This window comes from Okeania sp. KiyG1 (assembly GCF_014132355.1).
GTDB lineage: Bacteria > Cyanobacteriota > Cyanobacteriia > Cyanobacteriales > Microcoleaceae > Okeania.
On the sequence record NZ_BLZO01000139.1, the window covers coordinates 25,252 to 38,158 of the forward strand.

Below are 12,907 nucleotides of genomic sequence, written 5' to 3' on the forward strand. Positions count from 1 at the left end.
TGATAATTAGCACCCTAGGAGCGCATTAATTATTCTTATGTTTACTTCTCGCTCTCGGACGTTCCATGCAACGTCCCTAGCGCTCCCCCACTCCTGTACGGGCGAACGGCCGTTCGCCCCTACTCCCCTACTCCCCCACTCCCTACTCCCCTACTCCCCTACTCCCCACTCCCCTACTCCCCTACTCCCCACTTCCCCACATTCAATCAATCAAAATATCTTCCTGAGATTCTTGAGAATCATGTAACCAGTTTAAATCTGGCATTTCATCAAGAGCTTGCTTAATAGACTCCTCCCATAACTTTCGTACTTTAGCTAAATAAGGATCGCCCAGACGCATTTGTAGACGATGCCGAATTTGAAAACTATCCTTTTCATACATCACCAAATTAATCGGAGGTCCCACAGAAAGATTAGATTTCATTGTCGAATCTAGAGAAACTAAAGCACATTTAGCAGCAGCTTCTAAAGAAGTAGAGAAACTCAAAGCACGATCTAAAATTGGTTTGCCATACTTAGTCTCACCTATCTGTAAAAAAGGTGTTTCTTTTGTAGCAGAAATACAATTCCCTTGAGAATAAATCAAAAATAATTCCGGGTCTTGTCCTTTAATTTGACCCCCCAGTAAAATGCTGCATCCCGTGTCAATTCGATCCTTTTGTAGCCAAGAGCGGTCTTTTTCTTGAATCTCTCGAATTTTACCTCCAATGTAGCGAGCAATTTCGTAAAGGGTAGGAATAGTATGAAGATTAGTATCCTCAGATATCTTGAAGTCTTTTTTTAGTTCAGTTATTACTCCTTGAGTAATTGACAAATTTCCAGAAGTGCTGATGAGGATAACCCGCTCTCCAGTTAGAGAAAAATCAAATAGCTTCAGGTAAGTGGAAATATAGTCTACTCCCGCATTAGTACGAGAGTCAGAGGCCATTACAATACCAGATTCAGTAATAATACCAAGGCAATAAGTCATATATTAAGTAACTCAACCGTTTCGCGGAAGCCAACAAAATTCAAAAGTTAAAAGTCAAAAGTTAAAAGTTAAATAAATATACTGTATCAAAATAATTGGGTCTAAAACCCCGCCGGGAAATGGCGAAATGTTTTTGGAGCAAATCCCCGTTACAAAAACAACTTCTGACTTCTGACTTCTGACTTCTGACTTCGTTAAAGACTCTTCTTTGTTTTTGACTTTGTTAAGTATTTTTGCAAAATTTTTCTGATTTTGTTGTGCAGGATGCAATTTTTTTAAGGATTTATGAGTAACCTCTTATAGTTAATCAACTTATTTAAGTAATTAAACTCATTCATCCGAAAAATCTAGCTTTGGGTATAGTCATAATGCCTAGTATAATGTTAACATTCTTAACATAGTATTGAGTAGTGTAAAGGCCATAATAATTATCTCAAGAGATAGGAAACGAAAAAGCTCTACTTTAGGCCAATTTGGTCTGGATTCTGTACTAAAGTACTTAAACTTTAGCTAAACCCTCGAGAAGCCTGCGCGCGAAATTTTCAATTTGGTGTGAGATGAATCGGCGGTAAGCGTAAAATCTGATTGCCTAGCTAGGCGCGTAGTTTTTCGATCTACAAAAAGGGCGACATCCCGTCCTTAGAGCTTCGCTCTTGTCCGATGCAATAGCAGGACTGCGAAGCGAGAGAGCTTATACTATACCGCAATGGTTAGTGTGGGAGTATGTCACTTAAGCCATAATCTCAATTCTCAAAAAATAGTAAAACTTTTTTATTGTCCACAAATTCTGACACATTAGGGTCAAAAGATAAAATTTAATTTGCTTTTTTGACCATATCTAAAATCTCAGAAATCTCAAACCTATAACTTAGGATTTCTGTAGGCCAAATCAACCAGTAAATGGCCATAAAACAAATTTATTAAAAAATCCAAGGAAAGCGTAATACCCGCCCGTTTTTCTTGCTAACTGAAATCAGGGTGATTCAAACCCTACCAGTGGAGATATCTAGCGGGAGAAAAGTTATGAAGATGAAAACCTCAGATACCGATTCTGTACGCACTTACCTCAGAGAAATTGGTCGTGTACCTCTATTAACACATGAAGAAGAAATTCTTTATGGAAAACAAGTCCAACGCTTGACAGCTTTGCAAGAAGTAAATCAGACTCTCGCTGAAAGTTTAGGCCATAAACCAACAATAGCAGAATGGGCTGAGGCAACGAACTTATCTAGCCGTGAGTTGCAGCGAATTATTCGTGAAGGTGAAAGAGCCAAACGAAAAATGGTAGAGGCAAATCTACGACTGGTAGTGTCTGTTGCTAAAAAGTATATCAAACGAAATGTAGATTTGTTGGACTTAATTCAGGAAGGCACTATCGGTATGCAGAGAGGGGTAGAAAAGTTTGACCCTACCAAGGGTTATAGATTTTCTACTTATGCTTATTGGTGGATTCGCCAGGCCATAACTAGGGCCATAGCAGAAAAAGGTCGTACAATTCGTTTGCCGATCCACATTACAGAAAAGCTGAATAAGATAAAAAAAGCCCAACGCCAACTAACTCAAGAGTTAGGACGTTCTGCTACTACCCATGAACTAGCAGAAGAACTAGGTTTCACTCCAAAACAAATTCGTGAATGTTTGGAACGCGCTCGCTTACCTCTTTCACTGGATTTACGAGTAGGGGACAATCAAGATACGGAGTTAGGAGACTTACTTGAAGATACAGGAGCTTCTCCAGAAGATTATGCTCTTCAATCTTCCATGCGTACCGATCTAGAATCAATTATGACTGACCTGACTCCTCAACAAAAGCAAGTTTTGGCCTTAAGATTTGGCTTAGAGGATGGGCAAAGTATGACTCTATCAAAAATTGGCGATCGCCTGAATATTAGTCGTGAGAGAGTAAGACAAATAGAGAGAGAAGCTCTGAGTAAACTGCGTAAAAGAAAACAAGATATGAATGATTATTTAGCTAGTTAACTTTTCTGGCGGTAAGTCCCCCTGCTGTAATATTTGAATCAGCGCCGTATGAGAGGGCCAAAACACGGAATACTAATAGACACAGGGGGAGGACATCACCTCTGTATAACCTGTAACTCCTCTACAGGTCGAAGAATCCCGCGTTGTCGTTCAACGGCAGCGTTGGGACCGTATAAAATACTTTTAACCCTATAAATAATATATAATGAAAGGTAGAGGAAAGAAAATACTTTTTCTCTGCTTGAGAGTTTTCAGCTACTCAATTTTCTAAATCAATTTATTGCTCATATCATTTCCGTTGGTATCGTTTTTGTAAAAACTGGGGAAATATATACATTTATTCTTATTCTTTCTTTTAAATCTTCTTCCTTACCTGAACTCTATCGCACCGCTCCTGGCGGACTTGAGTTCGATGGACATTGAAGGTGTCAAAATGTATAATAAAAAATTGCATTTTTATAGAGCTTAGAAAAATAACATTCAAATTTTTCCCAACCAATATAGCAGTCGAAGAAAAGGGCGCGAACAGCTCAAGAATCTAGAACTTAGACCAGGTAAGATTTTTCCTTCTGCCCTTTGCCTTCTGTATTCTGCATTCTGCTATACCTGAAGTAATAAGTTCGGTTATACCTACTTTGATGTGACAATTATGCTGCTACATTGGTTTATAGGATGTAAAGATATTAACAACCGCAATATATTATGTGGTTAATTGACTTAACCACACTTGACTTGTCGATATAAACAAAGTTTCTGAAACGGAGTTAGTAAAGTGACCAATAGAAGAAATCAAACGCGAGAGTTTTTTGAAGAAAGTTCAGAAGGAAATAATTTACTCTGGGAATATGTCCAATCTATGAGTCCAGACACAGTTTCTCAATTATCAAAACCAAATTCTCAAGAAGTTTTTCAAGTGATGGAAAGAAACATTGTGGGACTTTTAGGTAATCTACCCTCAGAACAATTTAATGTGAGTATAACAACCAGTAGAGAAAATTTAGGCAAGTTATTAGCTTCAGCAATGATCAGTGGTTATTTTCTCAGAAATGCCGAACAGAGAATGACATTTGAAAAATCTTTGCCAGGAAATCAAATCAGCAATAATGAAGGTTAATTAATTAAGTTTTGATCGTCCTCTTGGTTAATTAACCAGGGGATTTTTGTTTGAAATAGATAAAGATTGAAATATGATATTGCCTCATAAGTTAATTGGTGTTGCTATCATCTGGAATGAAGCAGGACAAATTTTAATTGATAAACGAAAACCTGGGGGTACATTTGGCGGTTTATGGGAATTTCCAGGTGGCAAAAAAGAAGCAGGTGAAACAATAGAAAATTGTATTAAAAGAGAAATTTTAGAAGAGTTAGGAATTGATATTGCAGTAGAAGAACATTTAATTACAATAGAACATACTTATTCTGAAATTAAAGTAACACTTCATGTCTATCATTGTCGCTATTTGCAGGGAACACCACAAACGATAGAATGTGATGAGTTTAAATGGGTAACTTTAGATAATATCGATCAATTTACATTTCCCCAAGCAAATCATCAGATTATTACTGCTCTGAAAAAAAATCCACATTAATTGATATATTCTCCGACCTATTTTGACCAGAAAAATGGGTTTCAAGCCTCGCCCTTCTAGGGCGACTTTTTAGTTGATTTTTGTCTATAAATATGTTATGATATTATTAGTTTGAACGTCAAGTTATGAAAGCTAGATTTAAGTACCGTATATATCCAACCCCGGGACAAAAATACCGATTAGCCAAGCTATTTGGCTGTGTCCGTGTGGCGAGTGAATGATAGTCTAGCTTACTCCCAACAGAAGTATAAATCAGGAGAAAAGAAATCTGACTTATCAGAACTACAAAAGCTTTTTATTACTCAAGCTAAAAAGACTGAATGCAGAGAATGGTTGTCAGAGGTTTCTAATATACCATTGCAGCAATCTTTGAATGATTTAAACCGTAGGGGCAAACGGCCGTTTGCCCCTACAAACTTTTTTAAATCAACTCAAGGCAAGAGAAAAGGTAAACCTGTTAAACCTCCTAAATTTAAAAGTAGAAAGTCAAAGCAAACTGCGAGGTTTACAAAGGGAGGATTTAAAGTTGGTCAACACAAAATTTATTTAGCCAAGATTGGAAAGCTGAAAATTGTATGGCCTGTGAGAATTACCTACTGCTCCATCATCAGTAACAGTAATTAAAGACGTAGGGGCGAACGGCCGTTCGCCCCTACATAGATATTTCTTGAGTTTTGTAGTAGAAATACAACCAGAAGTATTACCTAAAACTGATAATTCAGTAGGTATAGATTTAGGTATTAAAACCTTTGCTACATTTAGTGACGGTACAAAGGTTGATGCTCCTAAACCACTTAAGAAACGAATTAAGAAGTATCAAAAGTTAAGTAAGTCATTATCTCATAAAACTAAAGGCTCTAAAAGGTATGAAAAAGCCAGGATTAGAGTAGCTAAATTCCATGGCAAACTGAAAGATACAAGAACTGATTTTCTACATAAATTATCTACTAAAATAATTCGTGAAAACCAAACAGTTGTTTTAGAAGATTTAAACGTTTCTGGAATGGTGAAAAACCGTAAATTATCCAGAGCAATTTCTGATTTAGGTTGGAGACAATTCCGGACATTCTTAGAAGGAAAAGCAGAAAAATATGGTCGTGATTTTAGAGTAATTAGTCGTTGGGAACCGACCTCTCAAATTTGCTCAAATTGTGGCTTTAAAGGTGGAAAATTAGACCTTCAGGTGCGAGAGTGGGAGTGTCTCAACTGTGGTGCAAAACATGATAGAGACGAGAATGCAGCAATAAATATATTAGTCGCGGGCGGGCAGTCCGAGACAAAAAAGCGCACCGAACCCGAGCCGCCGAAAGGCGCAAGGGAACGCGGAGCAAGAAACGGACGTGGAGGCAAGCGTAAGACTACCGCCAAGGTAGTAGCAGTCAATGTTAGCGGAGCTATGCGTCAGCAAAGTGTCAACCCACCGAGGAGCTTAGGCTCGGTAGGAATCCCCGTGCCTTTAGGCCGGGGAGGATGTCAATGTCGCCGACATATTTACGGTAATTAGGGTTTGCGCTCATGAGGGTAGGAGACAGGAGATAGGAGGAACGGGGAATTATAGAGGAGGCAATCGGAAAAATTGTCCCTTGATTTGTCTGCCATAATCCTCCCAAAATACTAGCTTTTTGCAGCTCAAGCCACTGAAAACAGGCGCACTTTTTTTAGATAAAAAAATGCTACAACCAATATCAGTCAATGCTTTGAGATTTAATCAGCAAGCCCTAATTACAGTACTTTTTAGGAGCGTGGGGTACAGTTTTAAGATTAATATTTTTTCCCTACTCCCTACTCTTTACGGATGTTGCGTGCAACCTCCCTACTCCCTAAAGTCCTAAAATTTTGTACCTCATCAACTCCAAAACTGCTGTAATATCATGTCCGCAGGACTTACGCATGCTTCACCTGGAAACGCCATATGTAGGGGCGTTAACGATAGTTATGCGAAGCAAATGGCATTTGCGCTCCGCAAAGCTCCGCTTTATATGTTGCGGAGCAAAACGCCCTCACTAGATTTAGCCTCCGTGCGTAAGTTCTGGTCCGGTTGAATAGTTATCAATAAACGACACAGGAGTCAGGAGGGAAGAAAGAAGAAGAAAGAGAAAGTTTTTTTTATCACTAATTATCCGGACATGATATAAATTAGACATCTCCGGAAAAGAGGGAGTAGGGAGTAGGGAGTAGGGAGTAGGGGAAATAATTGATGATTTATCTACGATAATTGATTTTATTTTTTATTATTGGAGATGTCTATTAAATATTTGACATCCTCCCGACGTTGCGCTTACGCGACAACACGGGACTCCCGCTCCATCACTAATACCTTGAGGTGCGTAAGTCCTAAAAAACCTAAAACTCAAACAAAGCTAGATTTTGCCTCCTTCCTCCTTCCTCTTTCCTTTTTCCTTCTTCCTCCTTCCTTCTTCCTTCTTCCTTCTAATGATATGAAACCAGAAAAAATTGCTCCAGGATTAATAACTGCCTTAGAAAACTATCAACAACAGGGTGAAAAAGGTCTCAACCTACATCTGAGGTCATTAGGTATTATTAATCATCCCAAAACCTCTAAACCACCCTTAGCATCAGTATTTATCCGCTGTGAAGAAAACGCTAACCTCAATCATCTCAGCGAGTATGGAATACAAATTAAACAGTCTAAAGGAAAAATTCGCACAGCTTTTGTTCCCTTAGAAAATATCGGGCGTTTATCCGAAGAATCAGCGATCGCTCGTATTACTCCCTCTCGTTACCTAAAACCATTATTAGACGAAGCAAAAAACACTATTGGTTTACCAGATTTTCAGCTCAAAACTGGGTTAACAGGCAAAGGAGTAATTATTGGCATCATCGACAGTGGCATCGATACTACCCACCCCGCCTTTACTGGTAGAATTTTGCGGATATGGGACCATACCCTCTCTAATGATGGTAACTCGGAATATCCCGAAGGTTTAGAACTCACTGGCAACCTACCCAAAGGAATATTAGCAATGTCTCGCGACCAAACTGGTCACGGCACTCATATAGCTGGCATTGCCGCAGGTAATGACCATGCCTTTACAGGAGTTGCCCCTGCAGCAGACTTAGTAATAGTCAAAGCAGGTTTAAATACATATATTGCCGATGCGATCGACTATATATTTCGGGTAGCAGATGAACTTCAGCGACCTGCAGTAGTTAATCTCAGTTTAGGAGACCACTACAATGCCCATGACGGTAGCGATCCGTTATCTAATTTCATCGATCAAGAATCAGGTCCAGGGAAAATTGTTTGTTGTGCTGCGGGTAACGAAGGTAACGCTGATATTCATGCAGAAACTATTGTGCAACAAAATCAACAAGTCTGTATCCGTTTCCTTATACCTGCCTCCATTTGCTCCAGTCCCTTAAAATGGCGTGCAGAACTAAATGGTTGGTACGCCAGCAGCGATAATATTGAAGTTGCGGTTCAATCACCAGAAGGTAGTCGCACGCATTTTCAGAATATCAGCGACAATGGTTACTCTCAGAAAATACACCATATATCAGGGGCACAAGTACAGATTATTATGTACGGTCCAGAAAATACAGACAACGGCGAATATTGGTTCAATATTGAGATTACTCACGACCCTAATTCTGTATCGATCGCCACTGGAAATACTGGTACTTGGCGACTTTTGTTAAATGGTGTTGCTGTCAAGAATGGAAAAGTTAATGTTTGGAGTGGGGAGAGCAAAAAAGGATTTGATGTTGTATTTACAGGGTCTGGAGTGCAAGATTTAATGAAAATAGGTTCTCCAGGAGCAGCAGCTAGGGCAATAACAGTGGGTTCTTACACGGCGCGACTATCCTGGCAAGATGTGGAGAAAAATTGGCAAAAGGTAGGACTAGATTTGAATACAGTTTCAGAATTTAGTAGTCCAGGTCCTTTGCGTAATGGTATGATGAAGCCAGATGTAGTTGCACCGGGAGCGATGATAGTTTCTGCTTTGTCTTCTGCTTCTACTTGTTTGTCTATGATGCAAGTTGACCAGTTTCATAAAGTAATGGCAGGTACGAGTATGGCAACGCCTTTTATTACTGGGTTGATAGCATTGTTGTTGGAGAGAGAGCCGCAGTTAACTCCTGAAGAAATTAAGCAACGTTTGCATTCAAGTAGTTTTATTCCTGAACAACCTATGGGCAGTTTCGATCCAAAATGGGGTTTTGGTTTGATTAATGCTGAGAAATTATTGGCGTTGGTGAATTAGACATCTCCAGAAAAGAGGTAATAGGGAATAGGGAATAGGGGGTTGTGCGTCAAGAAAGTGTGGGAAGTGTGGGAAGTGTGGGGAGGGTGGGGACCCACCCTAACCCTCCCAGGAGGGGAATGTGGGGAGGGTGGGGGGAGACGTCCGAAAGTAGGAGGAATAATTCTACCTGTATCTTTTCCTAACTTTTGGTCCAAGAAGCTTAAATATTTGCACCCCCTTCGCGACCCAAATGCGCTCAACGTTTATATATCAGTTATATATCAGTGCTTTTAGATTAGATTCGCCAGCCATACTTACTTATCCCACACATTATGCGCTCTGCACAACCGAATAGGGAATAGGAAGAAAGAATTGATAATTTATGTACGATAGTTGAAGGAAGATGGAAGATTTTTTGGTAGTCATGCTCGCGTAATGGTATGCAAGGAAGAAGGGATGTCTGGCACGGGAGCAAGATGCTCCCACTATTATCGTAACAAAAATAATGACAATACACCACTTTTTTATACCGAATGAATTAAGTGGATTTGATATTACACTCAGATTTGAAAAAAAGAATGTTATGAATTATTAAGGGCGATCAAAAGAATTTACCGAAAAATTGTGGGTATGCGCCTCCCCTTTTAAGGGGATAATAAGCGGTCGTTTGCGGAGCAGTCCGTTAGGATGGGATGGCGAGGAAACCTGCGCCATATCCAATCGACCAAGAGAAGAAAATTTTTCATTATTAGTCAATCCTCTTCTTTTCAAGGAGAGGTAATTATTCATTATTCATTATTCATTGTTGAAAGAATATGTCCCTTTGACTAAGCGGTGCGACCCCGCGACGATGCCAGTCCCACATGGTAGCGCACCAAGAGAAGAAAAAGATAAATTACAACCTAAAAAATGGGATTAAAGCTATTCATTATGACTACTGACTCCTGATTAATGTAATATTGTGACAAACGTCACAAAAACTTACATATTTGCTTCACTAGATCGATGCCAAAAAATCACTTTTGGTTGTACTATTAATCACTACCACATCAAAAAAAAGAGTGGATGATTGAAATGTACAGTTCAAGGTGGATCTCATGCTTCAAATTAACTTACTTCCCGGTGCAATCAACGAAATTATGGCTTCTGCTGCCAAAAGTGGTTTACTCACAAAATTAGACTGCTATGGCCTCATGGCTGCAGTATTGGACGATTCTCTAAGCTCAGAAGAGCGCTCTACTGTTAAGCGACTTTCGTATTTTGTTGTTAGAGGATGGGTGCGAGTAGAATAGAGTTGCTTATCAATACTTTACTTTGTCTAATGTTAAACCTCAAAAATTTCATAATTTTAATCAGGAAATTCTGATACTCAATCCTACATAAAGTTAACTTTGAAGAGGATTAGTTACACTAAATCTAGCTCCCTATGCTACGAGCATCTTGAATTACGAGGGTAAAACCAGAGGGCTAGTAACTGTTAGCTATAATCTGGTATTATCTATAATAATCTCTGCTGGATATATTTTAAATCTAGCTATGGCGGTCAGTAAGAGCTACGCTTCGCTAACGCGAACGACCGTTACAGCTTGCGGACTGGACAGGTGCCGACGTTACCGAGTGGGAAGCAGGAATAGAACAGATAATCTTAATGTTTCTATAGATTATCGTAGGTTTCTAAGAACGGCAATTTACAACATCCGTATATTTGACGTTGAATTTTGCTAACCTAATTACTGAGGGTTAAAAGCATTTATTTAAGTCTATTTAATATAAAACATCTCAATTTAGTCTAGGTTTTTAACTCATTTTGAGCTCCCTATTTTTACCGAATAATTAAGGTTTAAAGCCTCTCCTTTAAAGGAGAAACAAGAAAAAATTTTCCCTACCGTGTCAACCCTCTTCTTTTCAAGGAGAGGTTATTATTAATAATTAATAATTAATTATTAATTATTAATTGTTTAACCTACATATCTAAGTTTTAATTCTTCTTGAAAGTAATTGTTCTTCTAAAGCTGCAATTCTATTATAGGCCGCAGTCAATTGAGCTGTTAGTCGTTGAATTTGAATCTCTGATGTTAATTCTCCATCCATATTTTGACTACCTTGATTCATATAGTCATCATCTACTAGCACGTCTTTGTGTTCTAATTCTAGATCGAAATCGTTATATTTTTGTTTTAGCTCATTTAGCTGTATCAGATCGGAAGTATTTTCTGTAGATTTATGTTTATTTAAATCTTGTTTAATGATAAAGTTTGATACCTGATCGTTCAGTTTTTCAAGAATTGTGTGTATTGCTTCAATTTTTTTACTCAAAGCCATTATTTCTTCTTGCAATAGTTCCATATATTTCTTCACTACCAGAAAATTAAGTTTACATTGTTCAATTTTAATAAATATTAAGTATAATTGGTTATTATTTCCAATTTCTTAATTTTATAATAAGAATTAATTTATTAAAAAAGATTAAATTTTAATACCTTTAAAGAGATGTTAAGGTCAAAAGTCAAAAATAACTCTCTATAGGTATACTATGAATGAGTTGTGTAAAGTTTGTTGTAAATAACTTTACTTTATTTGACAGTGATTTTTTCAGAAGTTTGAGATGCATAAGGGAAACTACACCCGATAAATAAATTTAAGCGCTTTTAAGTATTTTTTTATTTGTAAAAATTCAAAATCTATAGCAGTACCTTCTTTTGTTAGGACAATAAATTTGAGTCAAAAGGGAGTAGGGAATAATAAATAGGGTTTGCGCTCAAAAGTCTTTTTTAAGGAGTAGGAGAGCGGGGAGTAGGGGAGTAGGGAAGTAGGGGAGTAGGGAAGTAGGAGAGCGGGGAGTAGGGGAGTAGGAAGTAGGGAGTAGGGGAGTAGGGGAGTAGGGGAGTAGGGGAGTAGGGGAGTAGGGGAGAATTTTTTTGCCCAACTCTCGCCCAAAATACGCTCTTTCTTTGAGCATGAAGAGCTGAAAACCAGGTACAATTTCTATATCTAAAAAGTCTAAAACCTTTACCTGTAAATACTTTGAGATTTATTCAGCAAATCCTAAATAGAGGAAGGAATGTCCGCGTCCTTTGATTCGACTGCTATAACTATATGCTGTGCGATCGCTATATTCCTCATATTCCTCAAAATTTCTAACTTTTGACTTTTAGCTATTAAGGTATAATAAAAGTTATACATAAATATAGTCTTATGTAGTCAAGTGATGTCAAATATCTTCGTTGATTTGTACAAGCATAGCTACTAAATATTTGACAACATTTAATCACTCTTGACCATCTGTATTAATGGTATAATGAAATTGGCACGCTTAGTTTCAGACTAAACAATCAAAAAAATTCCGAATCGATCAAATCTTAATAGAATTTTAACTCCTGGATCTATGAAATTAGTTGAGAGACATATTATTCAGAAAAATCATCGGTTTTATCCTGAAATTGACCGACTGTGTTTTTTGTCGAAAAATCTCTATAACTATGCCAATTATTTAGTTCGTCAATCTTTCATATTTGAAAATAATTATCGTCACTATTACGACCTGCAAAAAACACTCTCTACTCAATCAGATTATCAAGCAATACCAGCTAAAGTCTCTCAACAAATCTTGATTATTTTAGATAGAAACTGGAAAAGTTTTTTAGCCGCGAACGAAGTTTATCTAAAGAACCCATCAAAGTTGAAATCTCGTCCTCGTCTTCCTGGATATAAAAATAAAGTAACGGGAAGAAATATTGTAGTTTATACCATACAAGCCATCAGCAAGAAGCAACTTAAACAAAGAATTATTAATCCGAGTAAAACAGAGATTTATCTAAAAACATTAGTACCTACTTCACAAATTAAACAAGTTCGTCTCGTCCCCAGACTTAACCATTATGTAATAGAGGTGATTTATGAGAAATGCGAAAAACAATACGAGCTAGAGAAAAATTGTTGTGGCAGTATTGATATAGGATTAAACAACTTAGCTACATTAACTTTTAATCAAGCCGGAATCAAACCGCTCTTGATCAATGGCAGACCGTTAAAATCTATCAATCAATACTATAATAAAATCAAAAGCTTCCTACAATCTCAACTCCAGGAAAATCAATCAAGTAAGAGACTGAAAAAGCTTTGTAATAAAAGAGAATTTAAAATCAACGATTATCTACATA

At 37.7% G+C, this 12,907-nt stretch carries 11 protein-coding genes; 9 read left to right on the forward strand and 2 right to left on the reverse strand.

Annotated features, from left to right (window positions below; all coding sequences use genetic code 11):
* Positions 1-202: 202 nt before the first annotated feature.
* Positions 203-970 (reverse strand): proteasome-type protease, encoded by a 768-nt coding sequence (locus SAGCYANO_RS33130; protein WP_202223934.1) that lies wholly within the window; start codon positions 968-970, stop codon positions 203-205.
* A gap of 1,023 nt (positions 971-1,993) precedes the next feature.
* Here SAGCYANO_RS33130 and SAGCYANO_RS33135 point away from each other — a divergent pair.
* The 8 genes from SAGCYANO_RS33135 to SAGCYANO_RS33170 all read left to right on the forward strand — a co-directional run bounded on the left by SAGCYANO_RS33135 (position 1,994) and on the right by SAGCYANO_RS33170 (position 10,039).
* A complete protein-coding gene (locus SAGCYANO_RS33135) occupies positions 1,994-2,950 on the forward strand; it encodes an RNA polymerase sigma factor, RpoD/SigA family (RefSeq protein WP_202223935.1) in 957 nt (318 codons plus the stop codon).
* A 772-nt stretch (positions 2,951-3,722) separates the two neighbouring features.
* Entirely contained in the window at positions 3,723-4,064 is a 342-nt protein-coding gene (locus tag SAGCYANO_RS33140; protein WP_202223936.1) for a DUF760 domain-containing protein, read from the forward strand.
* A 73-nt stretch (positions 4,065-4,137) separates the two neighbouring features.
* Positions 4,138-4,539, forward strand: a complete 402-nt coding sequence (gene mutT, locus SAGCYANO_RS33145) for an 8-oxo-dGTP diphosphatase MutT (protein WP_202223937.1) — start codon at positions 4,138-4,140, stop codon at positions 4,537-4,539.
* 125 nt (positions 4,540-4,664) lie between these two features.
* Complete coding sequence (locus tag SAGCYANO_RS49635; protein WP_202223267.1) at positions 4,665-4,760, forward strand: helix-turn-helix domain-containing protein; 96 nt, start codon at positions 4,665-4,667, stop codon at positions 4,758-4,760.
* The gene (locus tag SAGCYANO_RS49640) at positions 4,753-5,163 is read left to right on the forward strand and encodes a hypothetical protein (protein ID WP_307786139.1); all 411 of its coding nucleotides are present in this window, start codon (positions 4,753-4,755) and stop codon (positions 5,161-5,163) included. The genes SAGCYANO_RS49635 and SAGCYANO_RS49640 overlap by 8 nt, the downstream gene beginning before the upstream one ends.
* Before the next feature lie 43 nt (positions 5,164-5,206).
* The gene (locus SAGCYANO_RS49645; RefSeq protein ID WP_202223938.1) at positions 5,207-6,043 is read left to right on the forward strand and encodes an RNA-guided endonuclease TnpB family protein; all 837 of its coding nucleotides are present in this window, start codon (positions 5,207-5,209) and stop codon (positions 6,041-6,043) included.
* A gap of 934 nt (positions 6,044-6,977) precedes the next feature.
* Complete coding sequence (locus SAGCYANO_RS33160) at positions 6,978-8,765, forward strand: S8 family serine peptidase (protein ID WP_202223939.1); 1,788 nt, start codon at positions 6,978-6,980, stop codon at positions 8,763-8,765.
* Between the two features lie 1,079 nt (positions 8,766-9,844).
* Complete coding sequence (locus tag SAGCYANO_RS33170) at positions 9,845-10,039, forward strand: hypothetical protein (protein WP_202223941.1); 195 nt, start codon at positions 9,845-9,847, stop codon at positions 10,037-10,039.
* 679 nt (positions 10,040-10,718) lie between these two features.
* On the opposite strand, the gene SAGCYANO_RS33175 is transcribed toward SAGCYANO_RS33170, so the two are convergent.
* Complete coding sequence (locus SAGCYANO_RS33175; protein ID WP_202223942.1) at positions 10,719-11,093, reverse strand: hypothetical protein; 375 nt, start codon at positions 11,091-11,093, stop codon at positions 10,719-10,721.
* A gap of 1,039 nt (positions 11,094-12,132) precedes the next feature.
* On the opposite strand from SAGCYANO_RS33175, the gene SAGCYANO_RS33180 reads away from it, so the two are divergent.
* Positions 12,133-12,907, forward strand: a 775-nt coding sequence (locus SAGCYANO_RS33180; protein ID WP_202223943.1) for a transposase, incomplete at its 3' end; no start/stop codon positions are given.

What these genes read in the sequence shown, in the direction of transcription:
- SAGCYANO_RS33130 (WP_202223934.1), bottom strand. Translation starts at nt 970, where the DNA reads ATGACTTATTGCCTTGGTATTATTACTGAATCTGGTATTGTAATGGCC.
- SAGCYANO_RS33135 (WP_202223935.1), top strand. Translation starts at nt 1,994, where the DNA reads ATGAAGATGAAAACCTCAGATACCGATTCTGTACGCACTTACCTCAGA.
- mutT (WP_202223937.1), top strand. Translation starts at nt 4,138, where the DNA reads ATGATATTGCCTCATAAGTTAATTGGTGTTGCTATCATCTGGAATGAA.
- SAGCYANO_RS49635 (WP_202223267.1), top strand. Translation starts at nt 4,665, where the DNA reads ATGAAAGCTAGATTTAAGTACCGTATATATCCAACCCCGGGACAAAAA.
- SAGCYANO_RS33160 (WP_202223939.1), top strand. Translation starts at nt 6,978, where the DNA reads ATGAAACCAGAAAAAATTGCTCCAGGATTAATAACTGCCTTAGAAAAC.
- SAGCYANO_RS33170 (WP_202223941.1), top strand. Translation starts at nt 9,845, where the DNA reads ATGCTTCAAATTAACTTACTTCCCGGTGCAATCAACGAAATTATGGCT.
- SAGCYANO_RS33175 (WP_202223942.1), bottom strand. Translation starts at nt 11,093, where the DNA reads ATGGAACTATTGCAAGAAGAAATAATGGCTTTGAGTAAAAAAATTGAA.